The organism is Bradyrhizobium quebecense, from assembly GCF_013373795.3.
In the GTDB taxonomy this organism is placed as follows: Bacteria; Pseudomonadota; Alphaproteobacteria; order Rhizobiales; family Xanthobacteraceae; genus Bradyrhizobium; species Bradyrhizobium quebecense.
The window spans coordinates 1,806,932-1,828,124 of the sequence record NZ_CP088022.1; the positions used below are offsets into that span (position 1 = coordinate 1,806,932).

29 protein-coding genes are annotated in these 21,193 nt (G+C 62.7%); 18 read left to right on the forward strand and 11 right to left on the reverse strand.

Annotated elements, in window-relative coordinates:
- Nucleotides 1-14: 14 nt before the first annotated feature.
- On the reverse strand, nucleotides 15-728 hold the full coding sequence (locus HU230_RS08315; protein WP_224943112.1) for a transglycosylase SLT domain-containing protein: 714 nt from the start codon (nucleotides 726-728) through the stop codon (nucleotides 15-17).
- A 367-nt stretch (nucleotides 729-1,095) separates the two neighbouring features.
- A complete protein-coding gene (locus HU230_RS08320; protein ID WP_176532094.1) occupies nucleotides 1,096-1,563 on the reverse strand; it encodes a hypothetical protein in 468 nt (155 codons plus the stop codon).
- Between the two features lie 428 nt (nucleotides 1,564-1,991).
- Between HU230_RS08320 and HU230_RS08325 the strand changes: the two genes are divergently transcribed.
- Nucleotides 1,992-2,405 carry a hypothetical protein gene (locus tag HU230_RS08325; RefSeq protein ID WP_176532093.1) on the forward strand — a complete coding sequence of 138 codons (414 nt, stop codon included), beginning with the start codon at nucleotides 1,992-1,994 and terminating at the stop codon, nucleotides 2,403-2,405.
- A 631-nt stretch (nucleotides 2,406-3,036) separates the two neighbouring features.
- Nucleotides 3,037-3,438 (forward strand): enoyl-CoA hydratase/isomerase family protein, encoded by a 402-nt coding sequence (locus tag HU230_RS08330; RefSeq protein WP_234633860.1) that lies wholly within the window; start codon nucleotides 3,037-3,039, stop codon nucleotides 3,436-3,438.
- 516 nt (nucleotides 3,439-3,954) lie between these two features.
- Here HU230_RS08330 and HU230_RS08335 read toward each other — a convergent pair.
- The 4 genes from HU230_RS08335 to HU230_RS08350 all read right to left on the reverse strand — a co-directional run bounded on the left by HU230_RS08335 (nucleotide 3,955) and on the right by HU230_RS08350 (nucleotide 6,802).
- Nucleotides 3,955-4,314 (reverse strand): threonine/serine exporter family protein, encoded by a 360-nt coding sequence (locus tag HU230_RS08335; protein WP_176532091.1) that lies wholly within the window; start codon nucleotides 4,312-4,314, stop codon nucleotides 3,955-3,957.
- 570 nt (nucleotides 4,315-4,884) lie between these two features.
- Entirely contained in the window at nucleotides 4,885-5,970 is a 1,086-nt protein-coding gene (locus HU230_RS08340) for a YeeE/YedE family protein (protein WP_176532090.1), read from the reverse strand.
- 73 nt (nucleotides 5,971-6,043) lie between these two features.
- Nucleotides 6,044-6,394 carry an ArsR/SmtB family transcription factor gene (locus HU230_RS08345; RefSeq protein ID WP_176532089.1) on the reverse strand — a complete coding sequence of 117 codons (351 nt, stop codon included), beginning with the start codon at nucleotides 6,392-6,394 and terminating at the stop codon, nucleotides 6,044-6,046.
- Nucleotides 6,395-6,430: 36 nt separating this feature from the next.
- Nucleotides 6,431-6,802 carry a thioredoxin domain-containing protein gene (locus HU230_RS08350; protein WP_176532088.1) on the reverse strand — a complete coding sequence of 124 codons (372 nt, stop codon included), beginning with the start codon at nucleotides 6,800-6,802 and terminating at the stop codon, nucleotides 6,431-6,433.
- 88 nt (nucleotides 6,803-6,890) lie between these two features.
- Between HU230_RS08350 and HU230_RS08355 the strand changes: the two genes are divergently transcribed.
- Entirely contained in the window at nucleotides 6,891-7,622 is a 732-nt protein-coding gene (locus HU230_RS08355; protein WP_176532087.1) for a cytochrome c biogenesis CcdA family protein, read from the forward strand.
- Between the two features lie 3 nt (nucleotides 7,623-7,625).
- Here the strand turns inward: HU230_RS08355 and HU230_RS08360 are convergent, their stop codons facing one another.
- Entirely contained in the window at nucleotides 7,626-8,180 is a 555-nt protein-coding gene (locus HU230_RS08360) for a hypothetical protein (RefSeq protein ID WP_234633861.1), read from the reverse strand.
- Nucleotides 8,181-8,431: 251 nt separating this feature from the next.
- On the opposite strand from HU230_RS08360, the gene HU230_RS08365 reads away from it, so the two are divergent.
- The 14 genes from HU230_RS08365 (at nucleotide 8,432) to HU230_RS08430 (ending at nucleotide 19,175) form a co-directional block, all read left to right on the forward strand.
- Complete coding sequence (locus HU230_RS08365; protein WP_224943116.1) at nucleotides 8,432-9,013, forward strand: SoxW family protein; 582 nt, start codon at nucleotides 8,432-8,434, stop codon at nucleotides 9,011-9,013.
- Nucleotides 9,014-9,139: 126 nt separating this feature from the next.
- Nucleotides 9,140-9,595 (forward strand): sulfur oxidation c-type cytochrome SoxX, encoded by a 456-nt coding sequence (gene soxX, locus HU230_RS08370; protein ID WP_176532084.1) that lies wholly within the window; start codon nucleotides 9,140-9,142, stop codon nucleotides 9,593-9,595.
- A gap of 18 nt (nucleotides 9,596-9,613) precedes the next feature.
- Nucleotides 9,614-10,066: a thiosulfate oxidation carrier protein SoxY gene (gene soxY / locus HU230_RS08375; RefSeq protein ID WP_176532083.1), complete on the forward strand. Its 453-nt coding sequence runs from the start codon at nucleotides 9,614-9,616 to the stop codon at nucleotides 10,064-10,066.
- An 18-nt stretch (nucleotides 10,067-10,084) separates the two neighbouring features.
- A complete protein-coding gene (soxZ, locus tag HU230_RS08380) occupies nucleotides 10,085-10,411 on the forward strand; it encodes a thiosulfate oxidation carrier complex protein SoxZ (RefSeq protein WP_176532082.1) in 327 nt (108 codons plus the stop codon).
- A 26-nt stretch (nucleotides 10,412-10,437) separates the two neighbouring features.
- Nucleotides 10,438-11,259, forward strand: coding sequence for a sulfur oxidation c-type cytochrome SoxA (gene soxA / locus HU230_RS08385; RefSeq protein WP_176532081.1), 822 nt, complete (start codon nucleotides 10,438-10,440; stop codon nucleotides 11,257-11,259).
- Between the two features lie 27 nt (nucleotides 11,260-11,286).
- Entirely contained in the window at nucleotides 11,287-12,978 is a 1,692-nt protein-coding gene (gene soxB, locus HU230_RS08390) for a thiosulfohydrolase SoxB (protein ID WP_176532080.1), read from the forward strand.
- Nucleotides 12,979-12,982: 4 nt separating this feature from the next.
- Nucleotides 12,983-14,254: a sulfite dehydrogenase gene (gene soxC, locus HU230_RS08395; protein ID WP_176532079.1), complete on the forward strand. Its 1,272-nt coding sequence runs from the start codon at nucleotides 12,983-12,985 to the stop codon at nucleotides 14,252-14,254.
- On the forward strand, nucleotides 14,238-14,930 hold the full coding sequence (locus HU230_RS08400; protein WP_420831803.1) for a c-type cytochrome: 693 nt from the start codon (nucleotides 14,238-14,240) through the stop codon (nucleotides 14,928-14,930). The genes soxC and HU230_RS08400 overlap by 17 nt, the downstream gene beginning before the upstream one ends.
- The gene (locus tag HU230_RS08405) at nucleotides 14,927-15,391 is read left to right on the forward strand and encodes a DsrE family protein (protein WP_176532077.1); all 465 of its coding nucleotides are present in this window, start codon (nucleotides 14,927-14,929) and stop codon (nucleotides 15,389-15,391) included. The genes HU230_RS08400 and HU230_RS08405 overlap by 4 nt, the downstream gene beginning before the upstream one ends.
- A 14-nt stretch (nucleotides 15,392-15,405) precedes the next feature.
- On the forward strand, nucleotides 15,406-16,311 hold the full coding sequence (locus tag HU230_RS08410) for an alpha/beta hydrolase (RefSeq protein WP_176532076.1): 906 nt from the start codon (nucleotides 15,406-15,408) through the stop codon (nucleotides 16,309-16,311).
- 8 nt (nucleotides 16,312-16,319) lie between these two features.
- Nucleotides 16,320-16,763 (forward strand): DsrE family protein, encoded by a 444-nt coding sequence (locus HU230_RS08415; protein WP_176532075.1) that lies wholly within the window; start codon nucleotides 16,320-16,322, stop codon nucleotides 16,761-16,763.
- 116 nt (nucleotides 16,764-16,879) lie between these two features.
- Complete coding sequence (locus HU230_RS08420; protein ID WP_176532074.1) at nucleotides 16,880-17,965, forward strand: YeeE/YedE family protein; 1,086 nt, start codon at nucleotides 16,880-16,882, stop codon at nucleotides 17,963-17,965.
- A 111-nt stretch (nucleotides 17,966-18,076) separates the two neighbouring features.
- Nucleotides 18,077-18,628 (forward strand): YeeE/YedE thiosulfate transporter family protein, encoded by a 552-nt coding sequence (locus HU230_RS08425; protein WP_176532073.1) that lies wholly within the window; start codon nucleotides 18,077-18,079, stop codon nucleotides 18,626-18,628.
- A 4-nt stretch (nucleotides 18,629-18,632) separates the two neighbouring features.
- On the forward strand, nucleotides 18,633-19,175 hold the full coding sequence (locus HU230_RS08430; protein WP_176532072.1) for a YeeE/YedE thiosulfate transporter family protein: 543 nt from the start codon (nucleotides 18,633-18,635) through the stop codon (nucleotides 19,173-19,175).
- 24 nt (nucleotides 19,176-19,199) lie between these two features.
- Here the strand turns inward: HU230_RS08430 and HU230_RS08435 are convergent, their stop codons facing one another.
- Nucleotides 19,200-19,517, reverse strand: a complete 318-nt coding sequence (locus tag HU230_RS08435; protein WP_176532071.1) for an ArsR/SmtB family transcription factor — start codon at nucleotides 19,515-19,517, stop codon at nucleotides 19,200-19,202.
- Between the two features lie 185 nt (nucleotides 19,518-19,702).
- On the opposite strand from HU230_RS08435, the gene HU230_RS08440 reads away from it, so the two are divergent.
- Nucleotides 19,703-20,044: a rhodanese-like domain-containing protein gene (locus HU230_RS08440; protein ID WP_176532070.1), complete on the forward strand. Its 342-nt coding sequence runs from the start codon at nucleotides 19,703-19,705 to the stop codon at nucleotides 20,042-20,044.
- A 51-nt stretch (nucleotides 20,045-20,095) separates the two neighbouring features.
- On the opposite strand, the gene HU230_RS08445 is transcribed toward HU230_RS08440, so the two are convergent.
- The 3 genes from HU230_RS08445 to HU230_RS08455 form a co-directional block, all read right to left on the reverse strand.
- Entirely contained in the window at nucleotides 20,096-20,305 is a 210-nt protein-coding gene (locus tag HU230_RS08445) for a hypothetical protein (RefSeq protein ID WP_176532069.1), read from the reverse strand.
- A gap of 241 nt (nucleotides 20,306-20,546) precedes the next feature.
- Entirely contained in the window at nucleotides 20,547-20,936 is a 390-nt protein-coding gene (locus tag HU230_RS08450; RefSeq protein WP_176532068.1) for a DUF302 domain-containing protein, read from the reverse strand.
- A 40-nt stretch (nucleotides 20,937-20,976) separates the two neighbouring features.
- Nucleotides 20,977-21,180: a YgaP family membrane protein gene (locus HU230_RS08455; RefSeq protein WP_176532067.1), complete on the reverse strand. Its 204-nt coding sequence runs from the start codon at nucleotides 21,178-21,180 to the stop codon at nucleotides 20,977-20,979.
- Nucleotides 21,181-21,193: the final 13 nt, after the last annotated feature.

Consider the following 21,193-nt stretch of genomic DNA (forward strand, 5'->3'; position numbering starts at 1 on the left):
ATGCCACCTCTGGCTCAACTCCCATCGTTTGCCGCAAGCTTCTGAAATCGGCGTTTCATCTCGTTGACCTTCGCAATGTATGCCGCGACGAGGTGGTCGCCGCATTGTTCGCCCGCGGCAGGCCGGAACCCGCGGCGCACGAAGGCTCGTCCGGGGCCGGTGCCGCAGAGATGGATGAGCGCGGCGAGATCCTGCTTCTGCTGGGGACTGGCGGTGTTCTTCGGTACCGCAGCGAGAACGCTGGCGACATTGCGGTCCAGGTATATCGCTGCGAGCTCCGTGGCGTGACCCGGTAGCGTGCGAATATAGAGGCCATTGAACCAGCAGTCCGTGGTGACGACCGCGTGCTCGCGGATGCAATAGTTATTCGCCTCCGCAAACGCCGGGTCTGTCATCTGATACAGGCCGACGGCGCTCGAGGCGGGCTTGTATATCGCGAGCGGATTCCAGGTCGGTCGCCAGCGCCAATAGGTGCGCGCCACCGGATTGCCGGAGCTCTCGGTCTGGGCCAGCGCAGCCAGGAGCTCGGGCGCGATGGCGTCGGTGGAAGACGAACGGAAGTGTGCTCCGTACTGTCGCCACGTGTCCGCCGGCTCCTTGTCCAGCGCCGTGCCGACGAAAAAGAACAGCTCGGTCGGCTTGCGGATGATCTGATAGGAGACGTTGGCCAGCGGAAGGAGCACGACAAGCGCCGCACTGACGGCCGCAACCCGAATCGCGGCCGGCATCGCTTCGAGTTTCCGCCACATCTTGCGCGCGGCGCGCCGGCTGCAGGCCAGCCAAATGGCTGGCGTCCAGCCTTGCCGAGCGCGCCTCTTGCGAGCGACTGGCCTGGTGGCGAGCAACGAGGACACGGAATCGTAAGCCTTTATGGAACTTCACGCAGCAGGAGCGGAACGGTTTGAATGTGGCCAGGAACTGCTGTCTCGGATTTGCACTGGGTGCGGCTCGTTGCCGCGAGGCTTGTTTGAAGCGCGAACCCACACTGAAATAGAAAGATTGCCAATGTCCTGACGACCAGCCGGGCGCGGGCGATGCGCCCGTGAGTAGCACCGACATCGCGCCGATCCCCAAATTCGTATCAGGCGGGCAATATTATACCGCGGCCATGGCAGCGTCGCGGCCGACGCTGGTGCGACAACGGGAAGATGACATCTGCTGCAACCTCCGATACAGAGGGGCCGCGGGATGGGAATGCGTCGTCACTGGTTGACCGGCTTTTCTGTTGCCGCGGCTTTCGGTGTTCAACTGAGTTCGGCTGCGGCAACTGACCTGTGGGAAATCGACTTCTCGTCGTCTCACGGCGGCGGCCAGTTTCTGATCAATCCGGCAAATTTTGTGATTTCCGGTATCGGTCGGATCGCCGAGTTCGTTCTCTATTGTCGGGACAGGCATCAGCGTCGACGGCGGCGGCCTTCTAGGCCAGGTCCAGTTTGGAAACGGCCGCGCCTCGGCAGGCTCGTGCACGCCCGCTGAATGCAATGTGACGTTCTCCTCGACGCCGAACGTCGTTCCTGGCTTCGGGACATATATTCCGCTCTTGCAGCTGAATTTCGAGCGCATCTGGGTCGACTGGAGCACCCCCAATCAAAAACAGATCCAGGTGTTCTTCAGCACCAATTCCAATACGCCGAGCTTCAACTGGAACGACGTTGCAACAGCGACGCGGCAAGTCATATCGGTTCAACCAGGATGGCTGGCGACACCGGCCAACGGCAACTGGAATAACGCCGCCAACTGGACGGTAGGATCTGTCCCGACTGCGACCGATATTGCGCAATTCGGGGCATCGGCCACCAAGGCAATCGACATCAATCAGGCAACGCAGGTCGGTGGGCTGCACTTCTTAAATGGCTTAAATGGCGCAGCTGCGTTCACGTTTAACATCTCGGATGGAGCTGGCGGTCCCGCCTCCTTGGTGATTGGCGGAAGCGGTATCGACAACCAGTCGGGCAATCACCCGAGCTTTGTGGTCAGTGGTGCGTCCGGCAATGGGCACCCTCCGGTTCGCCAATTCCGCCGGCGCCGGCGATGCGATCATTACGACCAATGCCTCCGGCAGGACGCTGTTCACCGATACCAGCTCCGACGGGACAGCGCAGCTCGTCACCAATGCGGGCGGTACGGTCGACATCTCCGGATTGACGTCGAGCGGCCTGAGCGTCGGCTCGATCGCCGGCGCCGGCAATTATGTCCTTGGTGCGAAGAACCTGACCGGCGAAGCGCCGGACACGGCCCGCCGGCATGCCGGCTACGTTCAACAGGTGCTCGAGACGACGATGGCGGCCGACGCGAGCGGAGCCGGTCAGGCCCCCGGTGCGCAGGAGCGTGCAAGCCTGCTAGCCGATATTGGGCAGCCGAAAAATTCCCGGCGATTTCCACGCTGTAGTCATGTCGGCGAATGAGCATGTCGGGGCCAAAATAGAAATCCTGCTCGGTGCTGTGGCTTGCGATCGTTGCGGGGAAGGTCGCTCGAAGTCCACGCCAGATCTCCGCACCTTCGCGCCATGGCCCGATCTCCCGGAGCAGGAATCCGTCCATCGCAAGCAGGAAAGGCGTGGTCAGGCAGGTCCAGAGGGCGTAGCCGTTGAAATAGCCGCGGTGCAGCGGGTCCCAATGCGTGCGCATATCATGCTGCGCAAATGATGCACGCGGGCTGTCTCGTTCCGCGATGACGCGCTCGTCTTCGGCGACTATGGCGATGTGTCCGGGCGTGAAGTCCATGCGCTGGCCGGGCCTTCCGAACGGCGCTATGGATGCCCGCTCGCGATGCAGATCGATCCGCATCGTTCGCGGCGTCTGGTCCTGCTCGATTTCCTTCAGTGCCCACAAATCTCCGCCGCACCTGATCGTGGCCGAGAGATGTTGGTGCGCCTCCCATTGGCGCAGCCCGCCATGGGCCTCGATCGCATCTGCCAATAATGGAATCATCGGCGGTTTACCTCTTGCATGGGGTGCCTTCACCCCATTGAGGCAATCCCAACGCTCATCAGCGTCTGCGATCTGGCTGTTGCCGCCGACGAGGCCGAGATCGGAATGCCGGAGATCGGCTTCGGTGCCTATCCGCAATTCTCTGGGCCAGGTGCCCAAATCCAGCTCACTGCCAAGCGCGCGGCCTGGTTGGTACTGACGGCCCAGCGGATCGATGGCCGCACGGCTGAGAGCTGGGGCATGGTCAATCGCTCTGTGCCGCTCGCCGGGTTGATGGACGAGGCCGAACGCCTGGCAAAAGCCGTCAGCGCATTCGATCCCGTCGTATTGTCCGAAAGCAAGCGCGCGCTGGACGTAATCCCGGCAACAATCTCCGGCTGGCGCCAGGCTTTTGAGCACGGCCTGTCGACCAATGCGCGTATCCGCTCATCGAGTGCGGCTCAGGCCGAGGGCTTCACTCGATTCTCGGCAGGCGAACGGAATCCCGGCCAGGGTCGATCGACATAGCCTTTGCGGTTCGTCCAGCGCTCCGAGGGAGGTCTGAAACTTGATCTCATTGCCTTTCTTTGGCTGGAGGTAGCTCAAGTTTGTCAATGATGGATTGGAATGAGAGTTCAAGTTTGTCAGTTGGTTAGAAGGCTGTGTGTGCACGACGTGTGCGCCGGGAGATCAAAGAAATTCTCACCACAGCTAGCGTACGCATGCCCTCTGAGTGGGGCGCCGCCTTGGACGAGCGCAGGTGCACGACCAAAAAGTTCCGATTGTAGGGGATAGGCGAGCGCTGACGAGCAGTCCCGGATCTGGAAAGCGTCGCTCCTTCACTGCGCGATTGCCGCAACTCCAAACACGATCGGGACACGCGAGCGTCCGTGCGCTGCGACTTGGTTGCCGCTGATAGCCCAGCGCCAGAGGCGGCGTCGGAGTTTTGGCGCGCAACGCGGACATGTGGCAGCGGTTTGCTCGAACAAGTATTGGATACAAGCCGTTCCATTCTCGAACGATATCGCGATGTGCCCGCGGCGCTCAGACAGTCGGGGTGAGGAAGTGCTCAAGCAGCATCCGCGGCAAGATCAGCCCGAAGGTCATGGCCAAAATGACCAGAAACGCCGTGGCACCATTGGCCGCGATGCTCATCAGGAGAGTTACCGGAGCATGTGGCCCCAGCGAAACCAACTCGACCATGGCGCTCGCGGCCTCGAATAAGAAGAAGCCTGGCATCATCGAAACGACCGCTGAAAAGCCCAGTGCAGCGAAGGGGAGATGCAGGCGGTCCACGACCGGTGCGACCACGATACTGACCAGAATACAGGCAACGAGCGCTCCGGTCGCGACATTCGCTCCCGCGAGCGAGATCAGCGCCCAGCGTGCCGCATGTCCGAGCACCCACGGGTGTTGGCGCGCGTAGCAGCATCATGGAAGCGGCAAGGGAGCGGATTGCACAGCATCTTGAGCAAGGACACTCCTTCGGTCGAGCATCGATCCAGGAACCTGTGAAGGGCCGACATCGATCGGAAACCGAAAAGGTTGATGCCCGTCAATATCAGTACGGCGAACGAATGAGAACTCAGGAACAAGAACGTTAGCGGTAATGGTCGCGCTGCTAAGCCAGTTATGCTGCGCCGATGGGAAGAGGGGATCTCTGAAATAGCACCGGGAGCGGTCGCTCCCAGCCTCATGCCCAGGCGGGGCTCAAATGCGATCGAGCGCTTAAGCAGTCATTTCGCAGTCGCGGATCGAAGCGCTAGAATGCCAGTACCATCGCCACAGTTCATCCTGGTGCGGCGCCCATGTGAGGTTTGAACTTGAGGTCCGTCACGGTGATGTCGAGGGCCAGAGCATGCCACTAGGGTCGAGCGGATGATAAAGAGCAAGCGCACACGCTATTCAAAAGCCGAGCAGCTACTCCGCAATTCGCTGAGCTCTCACAAAAGATAGGCCGCGTCCCGGAACCTGCTAGGTCGAAGGTCCGAATAGCCTTCGCACTACAGGCAGCCATTCGCCGGTCATCGTAAATTCCAGCCCTAGTCGCGCGCCGCACGCGATCGCCAGTAGCGTGATCGGGGCTGAAACCGCCAGCGTCGAGAATGCAGTAAGGCCCTGTCCGATGGTGCATCCCATCGACATTATGCCGCCGACGCCCATCAGCAGCGCGCCAATCATGTGACGCTTCAATTCGCGGGCGTCGTCGCAAGCCTCCCAGCGGAAGCCGCGCGCAAGCATCGCCGCGGCAAACGAGCCCGCGACCACGCCGGCGACCGAGCCGATGCCGAAATTCAGCCGCGCGCCGGAGAAGGTGGCAACATAGAGGATGCTATCGCCGAGCGGCGCGACAAAGGTCAGCGAACTGACACGGATGGGATCAAACTCGTCATCCGCCAGCCACCCGGTCGCGAACCAACCGAACGCGATCGCACCTCCGACGGCAAACCCGGACACAAGCAGTCTCGGCGATCGGATGAGTTTGCCGTCTGCGAGCGCCCAAACGACGAGTGCGGTTGCGATGGAAGCGACGAGGATCGCACGTGTTGCAGCGCCAGCACCGGGACAAAGTATTGATGTCAGCGCCTGATTGGTACCCTCGCCCAGCCGCAGGGACAAGGGCTCGACGAACAGCACACGGAGCATTCCCGTCACGCCGCGCATGGTTGCGAGCGCCGACAGGCCGAGCACGAGAAAGACGACGATGGCGCGCAGATCGCCGCCGCCGACGCGCACCAGCGAGCCGAAGCCGCAGGTGCCGACCAGCGCCATGCCGACGCCGAACATTAGCCCTCCGATGATCGCACCGCCCAAGCCGATCGATGCTGTGAGATAGATCGACCGCGACAGATCGACGATGCCGAATTCGGCGAGCGCTTGCGTCGCAAGCAGCGCCACGGCCGCAGCGAGTGCAAAGGATTTCAGCCGACGATAATCCGCTCCGAAGAACGCATCCTCGAGCATCGCGAGCGTGCAGAAGCGGCCCGCACGGCCAGCAACGCCGAGCACGGCGCCGGCGGCAAGCCCGCATGCAAACGCTATGGTCGAAGGGCTCAGCATTCCTCCCGCAAGATGTTCGTTTTGCGTCGCGGGCAGTCTGCGCCGGCAGGTGGCGAAAAGCCAGAGCGGAAAATTACCGGCGGCGCCGGCGAACTGGCTCGCAGAACACGTCGTAGACGGCGGTGAGAATCTTGCGGACGTCCTCGCTGGCGAGGCTGTAGTAGATTGCCTTGCCGTCGCGGCGGGTCGTCACCAGCCGATCGAGTCTCAGCCGCGCGAGCTGCTGCGAGACGGTCGACTGCCGCTCGCCCAGGAACTGCTCAAGCTCGGTCACCGATTTCTCGCCCTCGGCGAGGATGCAGAGTAGCAGCAACCGGGACTCATGCGACAACGCCTTGAGCATGTCGCTCGCCTCGCGCGCCTTCTCGATCATCTGCTCGAGTTCGGCGGAGCCCTCGATCTCCTTCAGCTTCGGCAATGTCATCGCGTCAAATTCCCCTGAGCAAAATCCCGACAGCGTTCACGACTTGGCCGGTTCCGCTCCTGTTTGGGACAGGATCCGGTCCAAGAGGCCGAAGAAGAAGGCATCCCCCGGATAGCCGCGAATGCGCCCGATCTCACGGCCCTCTTTTACCACGACGAAGGTCGGCGTGAAGGCGCCAGGATCGATTCCGGCGAGATCAGCGGGCAGGGGGCTATTCAGGTCGACCCGGCGCAGCGGCGCGGCCTGGCTTTCCTCGGTCTTGGCATAGATCGGCGCGATCTCGGCGTTGAAGCGCGCGCACCACACGCAGCCGGGCCGCTCGAACATCACGAGCTCGGCTGCGCGCGAACCGGTCGCGGGCAGCGCGAGCGCGACATTGATTGCGAGCAGGGCGATGATTCCGTTCAATCTCACGTATTGGATCTCTGGACTTGCTTTTGGACTACCTTGTCGCTTTATATCATTAAATTCGCATATGTGCTAGGGATGAGGCGCAATGACCTTGGACGTCACGCTGGGTGCGGCCTTTGTCGCGGGGCTGTTTTCGTTTCTGTCGCCCTGCATCCTGCCCCTGGTCCCGCCCTTCCTTTGCTACATGGCCGGCGTATCGGTCACGGATCTGTCCGGAGGCAGGCCCGACCTGCGGCCGCGCATCCTGGTCTCCGCACTGGCTTTCGTGGCGGGCTTCTCGCTGGTGTTCGTAGCGCTCGGCTCGACCGCGTCGATCGCGGGGCGCTTCATCTCCGCGCATCTTTCGACCCTCGGCATAGTCGCGGGCGGCCTGATCATCGTCATGGGCCTGCATTTTCTGGGGCTGCTCAGGATTCCGCTGCTCTATCGCAGCGCGACTGTGCAGGTCGACAACCGGCCGACCGGCGTGGCGGGGGCCTTCGTCATGGGGCTGGCGTTCGCGTTCGGCTGGACACCCTGCGCAGGCCCCATTCTCGCCGCCGTCCTGCTGATGGCGGGATCGGAGGACACGACGGGACGAGGGGCGCTGCTGCTGCTGGCCTATTCGGTCGGGACCGGCATTCCCTTCCTGATCGCGGCCGCCTTCACCGGCAGGTTCATTGCAGCGCTTGGCCGCGCGCGTCGTCACCTCGGCCTGGTCGAGAAGACCATGGGCGTCTTCCTGGTCGCCACCGGTCTGATGTTCCTGACCGGCCTGATGCCCGCGGTTTCGGAATGGCTGCTGGAGCGATTCCCAGGACTCACCAGCATCGGCTGATGCTTAACCGTAGCGGAAATCGAGCAGCTGGGCGTAGGACCGCAGCTCGATCAGGTAGCGATGCACGAGCGGTCCGTCGCCGGCCATTGCCGCATGTGCAATCTCGCCGCTGCTCGCGATCGCGCCGTCAATGAGGCGGCGGAACTCGCTCCTTTCGGCGATCTCGGGACTTGCCCAATCATTGCAGCGCTGCAAGCGATCGCGAAATGCGCTTGCGGCGGCGACTGTGTCCTCAGCGCTCGCGGGCGCAGGCTGCTCGCCGTACCGAGTCGCTGCGACCCTCAACTTTTCCATCGCCGGGGCTATCTCGAAGACGCAGTCACCGAGATCGTACAGGCCTGAATTGCGCCTGAGCTCGTGAAAGGACTGACGAAGTGAATGCAGCTCGCGGCCGGCGGCGACATCGTCTCCACTGTCCAGTGCACGCGTTGCCGCCGTGAGACTTTCGCGTCCCCGGTCGAGGAAATCCGACACAGCGGCCGGCGCGTAAGCGGGCAGGGGAGCGGACGTGTTTGGCTCGAGCCGCTTCCACGCGACTACCGCCTCGTCGGCCTCCATCTGCGCCAGTGCAATGTTTCCGGTGCGCGCATAGCTCGCCGCGCTGCGTAGATTGGCCATGATCGGCCCCATCGCCGATGTGAAATCCGCAGGCTTGTCAGCGTCGGCGCCGAAGGCGAGCGCGTGCGAAGCTAGCCACGCCAACAGGACTATGATGCAGCGCAAAATCGGAAATCCTTGTCACATTCGTGTATTTGAATATCATAATGAAAATGACCAATGCGCAAAATCTTCCAACCCATAAAGCTCTGATGCCGCTTCGTACGCCAACGCGGCGCGGTTTTCTCGCGATCGCATCCGGCGCCGCTCTGGGCATCGGCAGGAGCGAGGCTGTGGCCGAACCGGCGCTCGGGGAAGACGGGCTCTACCACGAGCCCTGGTTTCTGCAGAGCTTCCTCGATCTGCGCGAGGACCTCGAAAGCGCCGCCGCCGGCGGCAAGCGCCTCGCCGTCATGTGGGAGCTGCGCGGCTGTCCCTATTGCCGCGAGACGCATCTGGTGAATTTAGCCGATACCGACATCACCAACTACATCCGCGACAATTTCGAGGTGTTGCAGCTCAATCTGATCGGCTCCCGTAAGGTTACGGATGTCGACGGCCAGGAATTATCCGAGAAGGATCTCGCCCAGAAATACGGGATCAGGTTCACCCCGACGCTTCAGTTCTTTCCGCCGTCGTCGGCCGGTATCGAAGCAAAAGACCCTATGGCGCGGGAGGTTATGCGCGCACCGGGCTATCTCAAGCCGACGCATTTCCTGGCGATGTTTCGCTTCGTGCGGGAGCGGGCCTATGAGCGCGGCTCGTTCCGGGATTTCTTTGCCGCCAATGGCTAGCTGAGAGCGTCTTTCCAATTTCGCTTGACGCCGACTCTTATATTCACATATCATAATAGTTGAATTTGATGGATTGTGAGTCCATCGTGATCAAAGGCGGGCGTCACCGTCATAAGGGTAGGGAACATGCGGCGCTCGCTTGTAGCTGCGTTTGCACTGTGTCTGTTGGCCGGAGGCGTTCTTGCCCAGCAGCCGGCCGCGGAGCCGATCAAGCTCGACATCATCAATGACTCGCTCCCGAAGTCCTTGACCGGCACGCCCGGCAATGCCGAGGCGGGCAAGAAGGTGTTCCTGACGCGCACGCTCGGCAACTGCCTCGCCTGCCACCAGGTCACCAGCCTGAAATCCGAGGAATTCCACGGCGAGTTCGGTCCGTCGCTCGACGGCGTGGCCGGCCGCTATACCGAGGCGCAATTGCGCCTCATCGTCGCCGACCCCAAGCGCATCTTCACCAACACGGTCATGCCTGCGTTCTTCAAGAACGACGGCTTGAGCCGGGTGCGCGGCGAATTCGTCGGCAAATCGATTCTGACGGCTGCGCAGGTCGAGGACGTCATTGCTTTTCTCAAGACGCTGAACTGACGGTGAGGAGGACCAGGAATGAAAGCCATCAATCGACGGCAGGCATTTGCGCTCGGGGGCGGCTTTGTCATGCTGACCTTGATGCCCATGGCGGCCGATGCCGAAGTCACGAATGATGCGGCCAAGTGGATCGAGAAGTTCACCAGCGGCAAGCAACCCGCCAAGGGCAAGATTTCGCTCGACCTGCCGGAGATCGCGGAGAACGGCAACACGGTGCCGTTGTCGATCAACATCGAGAGCCCGATGACCGCGGACTCCTATGTCAAGGAGGTCATCATCCTCGCCGACGGCAACCCAAACGCGGGCGTTGCGACGCTGTCCTTCACGCCGCTATCGGGCAAGGCGGAAGCCTCGATCCGAATCCGGCTCGCGACCACGCAGAACGTGGTTGCGATCGCGAAGATGAGCGACGGTTCGCTGTTCACGGAGCAGAAGACTGTGAAAGTCACAATTGGCGGCTGCGGCGGCTAAGGGCTTAGGAGAGGAAAGATGGCAGACAAACCGCGCATCAAGCTTCCGAAGGAAGCTGCCAAGGGCGAGGTCATCCAGATCAAGACCCTGGTCTCGCATGTCATGGAATCCGGCCAGCGCAAGGACGCGCAGGGGAAGACCATTCCGCGCAAGATCATCAACAAGTTCGCCTGCGAGTTCAACGGCAAGCCGGTGTTCGCTTGCGCGCTCGAGCCGGCGATCTCGGCCAATCCCTACATCCAGTTCGATGCCAAGATCGACGAAGCCGGAACGTTCAAGTTCTCCTGGACGGACGACGACGGCACGGTGATCACCGCTGAAGAGAAGATCGCGCTCAAGGCGTGAAGCGCCCGAAGCAAGGGAGAGCACGGATGCCGGTGCGATATCTCGGTCTCGCTGCTGTGCTTGCCGCCAGCGTATCGGTTGTGACCTGCGCGTCCGCGCAGGAGGCCGAGCGCAAGGGCATCGCGGCGCCGCCCGGCCACGTCTTCAAGACTATAATCTCCGGCTACGAGTTTCGCAGCAAGGAGACCCGAGCGCTACAGGACGACGATCTCGAAAATCCGGGCTTCCTCGCCGTGGAGCGTGCGGCGGATGCCTGGAAGAAGGCCGAGGGCAGCGCGGGCAAGTCCTGCATGAGCTGCCACGGCGAGGCCGAGACCAGCATGAAGGGCGTCGGAGCCGCCATGCCGAAATGGGATGACAAGCTGAAGAAGCCGGTCAATCTCGAGCAGCGCATCAACATCTGCCGCACCGAAAACATGAAGGCGGAACCCTGGAAGTTCAAATCCCAGGAACTCACCGACATGACCACCTTCGTGCGCTACCAGTCGCACGGCATGAAGGTCTCGGTGAAGACCGACGGTCCGATGTCGCCCTGGTTCGAGCGCGGCAAGCAGATCTACTACACGCGCTACGGCCAGCTCGATCTCGCCTGCGAATCCTGCCACGAGCGCAACAACGGCAAGTTCATGCGCGCCGATTTCCTGAGTCAGGGCCAGACCAACGGCTTTCCGACCTATCGGCTGCGTGACCAGCGCCTGGTGCCGCTGCATGAGCGTTTCGAAGGCTGCATGTTCGACGTGCGCGCCGAGCCGTTCAAGCCGCTGTCGGACGAATTTATAGCGCTCGAGCTCTATGTCGCCTGGCGCGGCATCGGACTGCCCGTCGAGACGCCGTCGGTGCGCAATTGAAACGATGAGCATGCAGGAGCATTGCGCATGATCTCTCGCCGCGAGTTCATTCAGGTTGCTGCGGCAACGGCGACACTTTCGACCGGTGTCGGCTCCGGCCTGACCCGGGCGGTGGCCCAGCAGCGCCTGACCGAGAAGGAACTACTGGCATTCGAGCCGCTCGGCAATGTCACGCTGGTGCATGTGACCGACATCCACGGCCAGCTCATGCCGCTGTATTTCCGCGAGCCCTCGACCAATCTCGGCGTGGGCGAGGCCAAGGGCCTGCCGCCGCACGTCACCGGCAAAGAGTTTCTCGCGCGCTTCGGCATCGCGCCCGGCTCGTCGGCCGCCTACGCCCTGACCTCCGAGGACTTCGAGGCGCTGGCCAAGAGCTACGGTCGGATCGGCGGCCTCGATCGCGCAGCCACCGTGATCAAGGCCATCCGCGCCGAGCGCGGCGACAAGGTGGCGCTGCTCGACGGGGGCGACACCTGGCAAGGATCGTGGTCGTCGCTGAAGACGCGCGGCCAGGACATGATCGACTGCATGGCGCTGCTCAGGCCCGACGCGATGACCGGACATTGGGAGTTCACTTACGGCACCGAGCGCGTCAAGCAGGCGATCGAGGGCCTCGGCTTCCCGTTCCTCGGCCTCAACATCCGCGACACCGAATGGAACGAGGCGGCGTTCGATGCCTCGACCATGATCGAGCGCGGCGGCGTCAAGATCGCGGTGCTCGGCCAGGCTTTCCCCTATACGCCGGTCGCCAATCCGCGCTGGATGATTCCGAACTGGTCGTTCGGCGTGCGCGAGGAGGACGTGCAGGCGCAGGTCGACAAGGCGCGCAAGGACGGCGCGCAGCTCGTCGTGCTGCTCTCACACAACGGTTTCGACGTCGACCGCAAGCTTGCGAGCCGCGTCAAGGGCATCGACGTCATCCTGACCGGGCACACCCATGATGCACTGCCCGAGGCGGTGAAGGTCGGCAAGACCCTGCTGATCGCGTCGGGCTCGTCCGGGAAGTTCGTGTCGCGGCTCGATCTCGACGTCCGCGACGGCGAGGTCAAGGCGTTCCGTTACAAGCTCATTCCGCTGTTCTCCGATGTGATCGCGGCGGACGCCGAAATGGCCGCGAAGATCGCGGAGGTGCGCAAGCCCTACGCGGCCGAGCTGTCCCGCGTGCTCGGCAAGACGGATTCGCTGCTCTACCGGCGCGGCAATTTCAACGGCACGTTCGACGACCTGATCTGCCAGGCGCTGGTGCAGGAGCGCGATGCCGAGATCGCGCTCTCGCCCGGCTTCCGCTGGGGCACCAGCGTGCTGCCCGGACAGGACATCACCTTCGAGGACGTCACCAACGCGACCGCGATCACCTATCCGGCCGTCTATCGCATGGGCATGACGGGGACGCGGTTGAAGGAGATCATCGAGGACGTCGCCGACAATCTCTTCAACGTCGATCCCTACTATCAGCAGGGCGGCGACATGGTGCGGATCGGCGGGTTGTCCTACGCGATCGACGTCACGAAGCCGCAGGGCAGCCGCATCTCGGACATGCAGATGGTCAAGAGCGGCGCGCCGATCGATCCCGTCAGGGAGTATCAGGTCGCCGGCTGGGCCAGCGTCAACGAAGGAACCGAGGGGCCCCCGATCTGGGAGGTCATCGCCAACTATTTGGCCAGAGAGAAGACGGTGCGCCTCGAACCCAACAGAGCTGTCAAAGTGACCGGAGCGTAAGGCGATGTCGAAGATTGACAGTCCCCGGCAATCCCGACGCAGTTTCCTGGCCGCTGGCGCCGGCGTTGCGGCGTCGGTGCTCGCGAAGCCCGCCCTAGCCGGCGGCGGCAACCCGGCGAACCAGCCGCCGAACGTACCGGAATGGACCAAGGCGCTCGGCGAGGGTGTCGCCGTGCGCCCGTACGGCAAGCCGTCGAAGTTCGAGAAGGACGTCATCCGGCGCGATGTCGAATGGCTGACCGCCTCGCGCGAATCCTCCGTGAGCTTCACGCCCCTGCACGAGCTCGAAGGCATCATCACGCCGAACGGCCTCTGCTTCGAGCGGCATCATGGCGGGATCGCCGAGATCGACCCGGCCGATCATCGCCTTATGATCCATGGGTTGGTGGAGCGACCCCTGATTCTCAATCTGGAGGAACTGAAACGTTATCCGCGCGTCAACCGCATCCACTTCATGGAGTGCGCGGCGAATTCGGGCATGGAGTGGCGCGGCGCGCAGCTCAACGGCTGCCAGTTCACCCACGGCATGATCCACTGCGTGCAGTATACCGGCGTATCGCTACGCACGCTGCTCGAGGAAGCCGGCGTCAAGACAACCGGCAAATGGCTGCTGGTCGAGGGCGCCGATGCGGCTGCGATGGATCGCAGTCTGCCGATCGAGAAGGCGCTGGATGACTGCATCATCGCCTACAAAATGAACGGCGAGGCGCTCTATCCCGAGCAGGGCTATCCGATGCGCCTCGTGGTCCCGGGCTGGCAGGGCAATCTCTGGGTCAAGTGGCTGCGTCGCATCAAGGTCGGCGACCAGCCCTGGCATACCCGCGAGGAGACCTCGAAATACACGGATCTCCTGCCGAGTGGCAAGGCGCGCCGCTTCACCTGGTCGATGGACGCCAAATCGGTGATCACGAGCCCGAGCCCGCAGGCGCCGATCAAGCACGGCAAGGGCTTTACCATCATCTCCGGGCTCGCCTGGAGCGGCAACGGCAAGGTTAAGCGCGTCGACGTGTCGCTCGACGGCGGCCGCAACTGGTGGCCGACGCGGCTCGATGGACCCGTCCTCGACAAGGCGCTGACGCGCTTCTACTACGAATTCGACTGGAACGGCGAGCCGCTGCTGCTGCAATCGCGCGTCCAGGACGAGACCGGTTACGTGCAGCCGAGCAAGGCCGAGTTGCGCAAGATCCGCGGCGTCAACTCCATCTATCACAACAATGGCATCCAGACCTGGCATGTGCAGGCCAATGGTGAGGTCGAGAATGTCGAAGTCGCTTAAGTTCGCTGCAGTCGCACTGCTCGCGTGCGCGCTGTGTGCGCCGGCGCTCGCGCAACAGAAGGCGGACGCCAAGAGCGGTCCGCGCTATCACATCGGACGTGCGCCGACCGCGGACGAAATCCGCGGCTGGGATATCGACGTGCGGCCCGACGGCCAGGGCCTGCCGGAGGGCAAGGGCACGGTCGCCCAGGGCGAAAAGCTCTTCATGGACAACTGCTCGAGCTGCCACGGCGAGTTCGGTGAGGGCAACGGCCGCTGGCCAGTGCTGGCCGGCGGCAAGGGCTCGCTGACATCAGACAATCCGGTCAAGACGGTGGGCTCGTACTGGCCCTACGCCTCGACCGTGTTCGACTACGTCCGTCACGCCATGCCTTACGGCAACGCCGAGTCGTTCTCGGTCGACGAATATTATGCGCTGGTCGCCTATGTCCTTTACCTGAACGATGTGGTCACCGACCAGAACTTCGAGCTGACCAACAAGAACCTTGCCACGATCAAGATGCCGAACGAGCAGGGTTTTGTGATGGACGATCGCGCCACCAGCGAGAAATCCTTCTGGCAGAAGGATCCCTGCATGAAGGATTGCATAGCGCCGGTGAAGATCACCGCGCGTGCCGCCGTCATCGATGTCACGCCTGAGGACGGCAAGGACGGGAAGCCGCGGGGCGTGGAATGAGGCGCGGCCTGGCGAGCCGCCGTGGATTGTTTCGCGGTCTGCTCGCTGCGGCCTTCATTGTGACGAGTCTCGCCGCTCCGTCCCGGGCGGCGGAGTCGCATAGGCTCGCGTTGCAGATCAGCGACGACGACCCGGTCAAGATGCGCGCCGTCCTCGATGTTGCGGCCAATGTCTCGCGGCATTATTCCGGGCAGGGCGAAGACGTCGAGATCGTGGTGGTCGCCTTCAATGGCGGCCTCGACATGCTGCTCGAGGACCGCTCGCCGGTGAAGGAGCGCCTGGTGAACTTCCTGAAATCGATGCCCAATGTGAGCTTCATCGCCTGCGGCAATACGCTGGAGACGCTGGCGGTGAAGGAGGGCAAGCGGCCGCCGCTGATCGAGGGTATCAGCGTCACCCAGGTCGGGGTTGCCATGCTGATGGATCTTGCCGAAAAGAACTGGACGATTGTCCGTCCCTGAGGAGAGAGCCGCCGATGCGATGGTTGATGGGATTGGCGGTCTTGCTGCTTCTCGTCCGGCCTGTCGGCGCCGCTGAGCAGGAGCTTGAGCTGTCGATCGACGGCCGCACGACGCTCGCGACACTGCGCACGCCCACCGCGATGGGACCGAATACGCCGCTCGTCGTGATGACCCACGGCACGCTCGCGCACAAGGATATGGAAGTCATCCAGGGCATCGCGAAGGCGCTCGAACAGCGCGGCATCGCGTCGCTCGCCCATACGCTGTCGCTGGGGCTCGATCGCCGCAAGGGCATGTTCGACTGCGCGACGCGGCACGACTATGTCGCCGGGGACGCGGTTGCCGAGATTGGCGCCTGGGTCGCGAAGGCGAAGAGCATGTCCCGGCTCGTTGTCGCGCTCGGCCATTCGCGCGGCGGCAACCAGGTGGCGCGCTATCTGACGGCAGGCGAAGCTTCGCCGGTCGCGGGCGCGGTGCTGCTGGCACCGGTAACCGCAAAAGCGGAGGCTGATTTGCGCGCCTCTTACGCCCAGACCTATGGCAAGCCGCTCGAGCCGCTGCTCGAGAAGGCGACCAAAGCCGTGGCGGCGGGACGCGGCGGAGAATGGATGGATGCCCCGGGCTTCATCTATTGCCGCAACGCCGTGGTGACCGCGCGCGCCTTTGCGTCCTTCTATGCCGCCGACGCCGCACAGGACACTGCGGCGCTGGTGGCGCGCATGAAGCTGCCGGTGCTGGTGCTTGCCGCAACGAAGGATACGGTCGTGCCCGATGTGGTAGCGTCCTTCGCATCAACGGCCGATTCGAGTGGCGGCCGGGTGCAGCTAGATAAGATCGAGGATGCTGATCATTTCTTCCGCGACCTGTTCGCGGAAGACGTGGCCGACCGCATCGCCGACTTCATCAAGCAGATACGCTAGGAGGGACCATGCAGCGTCGATCCATGCTTCGCGCGAGCCTTGCCGGACTATTTGGTGCATTCGCCATGCGCGAGGCGGCTGCTGCGACGGAAACGCCCACGCGGCAGCGCGTCGTCTATCATCTCGCCGATGCCGATCGTGTCGTCTTCGTGCTGGGCAATCTCCAAAACCATGTCGACGGCGTCGGCGGGCCCGGCAAGGCGGACATCAGGCTGGTCGTGCATGGGCCGGCGCTGCGCGCCTTTCATGCGCTCGCCGCCGAAGACCACACCGTCGACATGATGAAGAAGCTTGCTGACGCCGGCGTCGGCTTTGACGCCTGCGCCAACACCATGAAGGCGCAGGGCGTCAAGCTCGACGATCTCACGCCCGGCTTCGTGGTGGCCGAGAAGGGCGGCGTGGTGCGGCTCGCCGAGCTGCAACAGCAGGGATATGCCTATCTGCGCCCCTGAGCGCTTCGGAAATGCGCTATCGCCCTGTTCGTCATCTGGGTTGGTTTTGATCTGGCTCATTTGGGGAGAATACAGGATCGATAGACTGGGGAAATCTCAAGGGAGTCGTAGCGAACGTGCTGACGTCGATTGCCGATCTCATAGGTGAGGATCTGCTGTCGTGGATCGGCGGGCTTCTGATCGGCGGCTTTTTCGGCTTCTTCGCTCAACGCAGCCGATTCTGCCTACGCGCCGCGGCGATCGAGTTTTCGCGCGGGCAAGCAGGGCAGCGATTGGCGGTCTGGTTGTTGACCTTTGCCGGCGCTCTGATGGGAACGCAGTTGCTGGTTGCGCTCGGATGGCTTGGCGTCTCCGAGGCGCGTCAGCTTGCACAGCAGGGCAGTATCTCCGGCGCGCTGATCGGGGGCTTGATGTTCGGTTGCGGTATGGTGCTGGCGCGAGGCTGCGCGAGCCGCCTGCTGGTGCTTTCGGCCAACGGTAACCTGCGCGCGCTCTTATCTGGTCTGGTGTTCGCTGTTGCGGCCCAAGCGGCCTATCGCGGGCTGCTGTCACCTGCTCGGGAGTGGCTGACCAATCTTTGGCTGATCAACGGCGGCCCTTCGCGTGACATCATGAGCCTCGTGGGCGGGGGGACGCCGGAAAAGCTTGCTTTCAGCGCCATCTGGCTGCTGGCCGGATTTGGTTTCGCGTTCCGCAGCCGTCTTGCTCCGCGGCTGCTCTGGTCTGCGCTGCTGACTGGCCTGGCCGTCGTCGCGGGTTGGCTTTTCACCTATCAGCTATCGCAATCCTCCTTTGCTCCCGTGGCGCTGAAGAGTCTCACATTCAGCGGGCCGTCTGTCGAGGTCCTGGCCGTGGTGCTTAATAGTCCCAATATCCATCTTGATTTTGATCTCGGCATCATCCCGGGCGTGTTTCTCGGCTCCTTCGTTGCAGCCGCCTACGGACATGAGGTTCGGCTAGAGGGCTTCTCCGACGGATTGGGCATGCGCCGCTACCTGATCGGTGCCGTCCTGATGGGGTTCGGTGCGATGCTGGCCGGTGGCTGCGCGGTCGGGGCCGGAATCACAGGCGCCTCGATGTTCGCCGTGACGGCATGGCTCGTGCTCATGGGCATGTGGACGGGCGCGGCGGTCACCGATCAGCTCGTCGACCGCGGCTGGTCGCCGTGGGTGCGTCACGCCGCCAGGGCCGAGGGCACCTGAAGACTGCATGCTACTTTAGCGATTGCTAAATTCCGACTTTTGAATATAAAGAGGACCGATGGTTGATGGCTGCGGCCGCGACAAGCGCCGCATTTTCGGGGAAGACGCACCATGACGACTATCACTCACGATATCGCGCGGGATGTGCCGCGAAGCGCTCGACTCGACTGGTCCCCTTATCTGGTCGGTGCAGGCATCGGCATACTGAGCTGGATCGCGTTCGGTTTGTTTGGCGATCCGCTCGGCGTCACCACCGCTTATTCGCGCATCGCGTCGCTGTTTGCGACGCCGTTGATCGGCGTCGATGCGGTTGCTCAGAACGACTATTGGAAGAGCATGCCGCTGAAGTGGGACTATGGTGTTTGGTTCCTGGTCGGCATCCCCTTCGGCGCTTTCGTGTCGGCCGTGCTTTCGGGGACTTGGCGTCTCGAGCTCGTTCCCGAGGTATGGAAGGATCGCTTCGGTCCATCGGTCACGAAGCGTTTCATCGCCGCTTTTTTCGGCGGAGCCGTCATCATGTACGGCGCGCGCCTCGCCGGCGGTTGTACCAGCGGCCACGGCATCTCGGGCGGCCTTCAGCTTGCACTGTCGAGCTGGCTGTTCCTGGGCGTGATGTTCACAACCGGCCTCGTCGTGTCGGCCATCATGTTCCGCAAGTTCTGAGGAGATGACGATGCTTGCGATTTTTGGTGCCTTGGCGATGGGAGCCGTCTTCGGATTCCTGCTGCAGCGGGGAAATGTAACGAGCTGCAACGTGATCGAGAACCAGTTCCGCCTGCGCGACTTCACGGTCCTCAAGGTCATGGGCACCGCGATCGTCGTCGGGGGGATCGGCGTCCTGCTGCTGGTCGATACCGGCAACTCCAAATACTACGTCAAGGATGCCAACATGCTCGCGGTCGCGCTGGGCGCGGCGCTGTTCGGCGTCGGAATGGTGGTCTACGGCTACTGCCCCGGAACGGCTCTCGGCGCGATCGCGACCGGCAGCGTTCATGCGTTGGTCGGTGCCCTCGGCATGGTAGCCGGCGCGATTCTGTATGCGCTGAGTTTCGACTGGCTCAAGGGACATGTCTTGAATGTCTGGGCGCTCGGCAAGGTCCGGTTGCCAGATCTGACAGGTGTGCCGGACGCTGCGTGGTTCATCGTGCTCGCGATCGGGGCCGGATTGTTCTTCCGGTGGGTCGAGACGAGTCAGCCGAAGCGGGCCTGAAACGCCGGGCGTCAGCAAGGAGGCTCAGCGAGCCTTCCTGCTGCAATACAGCCGGTGCAGGGTGGCAAACAGCTCTTCCACGCGCGGGTCGGAAATGCGGTACCAGATCGTCTGGCTGTCGCGCCGGGAGGCGACCAGCCCTTCGCCCCGCATTTTTGCAAGATGCTGCGAGAGTGCCGAGGGTGAGATCCCGACGGAGTCCGCGAGGGGGCCGGCGCTCGCTTCGCCGACCTCGACCAGCTGGCACAGGATCAGCAGCCGATGCTCATTGGCAAACATGCGCATCAGCGCGGCGAGCTCGCTTGCTTTTTTCTCCAGGATCTGAGTGTCTGGCTTGCGCATCTGGTGCCTTCAATAGCATTCGGCATTCCATCGTCAAGGGTCGCGCGGGCACCGTTTCTTTCGCGAAGTTCGAGCGTGATCCCGCGATCGCTTGATCCAACAAGGTTGAATATATTCGACAATTCGAATATGTTGGCGGTACGGCGGCTCGGCCAGCCAAGCAAAGCAAAGAAGAGGTATCTGCCATGCTGTCAGGATTGCTGAAGAAGTTCGCGGGGGCAACCAGCGTTGCTGCGATCGATCACGATGAGTTGGTGCAGGCGCATCGCGAGAAGAGCTGCACGATCGTCGATGTCCGGGAGCCGCACGAATTCGGCAACGGCCACATTCCGGGCGCTCTCAATCATCCGCTGTCGCAGTTCGATCCAGCGAGATTGGCGCAGGGCAAGCCGGTCGTCCTGATTTGTCAGGCAGGTGGTCGCTCGGCGACTGCGCTGCGCCGTGCACTCGCCGCCGGCCAGCAGAACGTGCGCCACTATGAGGGCGGCATGAGCGGCTGGCGCTCTCGCGGAGGCGCCGTTGTCTAGGCGCCTGCGGGTTTAATGAACTCCGCGCGATCGGCGGCACGGGTCGTCACCTCAGGCGGTACCGGCACGGCAACTTACACATGGCGTCGTGATCTCCGTTAGTCCGGACGAGGCCGGCTTTAGATTGCCCCTGACGCCGACGTCCTGAGCCGCGATAGCGAAACGGCTCGCTGCACGATCGATCGCCGAGCCCGCATCCTGCGTGCCATCGGGCATGTACCTGGTAACCTCGGCGCCGCCGTGCAGGCTCAGGGACGACATCCACAGCTCGACTCCGCGATCCTCGCGGCGTCGTCGGCATGGCCCATCCCAAGTTGGGACTGACTCTCCTGCAAGGCTTGGACGTGGTCCCGCATGTTGGACAATGTATGATCAATCATTGGCCGCAGGAACTTCACCAGCTGCCGCTTGTCGTCGCCCTCAGCTACTGCCAGTGAGAAACAGGTCCCTCGATGATGATATCGTCGATCATGGTCGGCCTCTGCAATCTGTGCGAAAGGTCTCACGCAATCTCGGCGACGACTTGCTTCAGCAACTCGCGAACTTGACCCGCGAGGGCGCCGAGCTTCGGATTCTGGATCGCCGTCATCGAAGCGACGGGATCCACCGCCGAAATCTCGACCTTGCCGCCTTCGCGCTGCTGAACCACGACGTTGCAGGGAAGCATGGTGCCGATCTTGTCCTCGAGGCTCAGCGCCTCATAGGCGAGCTTGGGATTGCATGCCCCGAGGATGAGATATGGCCGAACCTCGACCCCAAGTTTCTTCTTCAGGGTGTCCTTAACGTCGATTTGGGTGAGCACGCCGAAGCCATGGTGCTTCAAGGCTTCGGTCGTGGCCGCCACCGCTGCCTCGAACGGCAGGTCGACCGTTTTCGAGAAGTGATAGGTCATGGCTGTCTCCGTCGAATTGGGTCTTCTTCTCCGTACCAGCTCACGAGAACGCGCAGCCGTCGCGCAGGCCCAGCTTCTTGAACACGATCGCAGCGGGGCAGAAGCCAGTGAACGAGGCCTGCAACATGTTTAGCCCGGCGAACGCCGTCAGCAGGTACCAGTACGCATTCACGTAAGTCCCCAGTGCGAGTCCAAGCAGGACGACGAAACCTGCGAAGGCGAGAACGGCTTTATCGACATTCATGGCATGCTCCTAT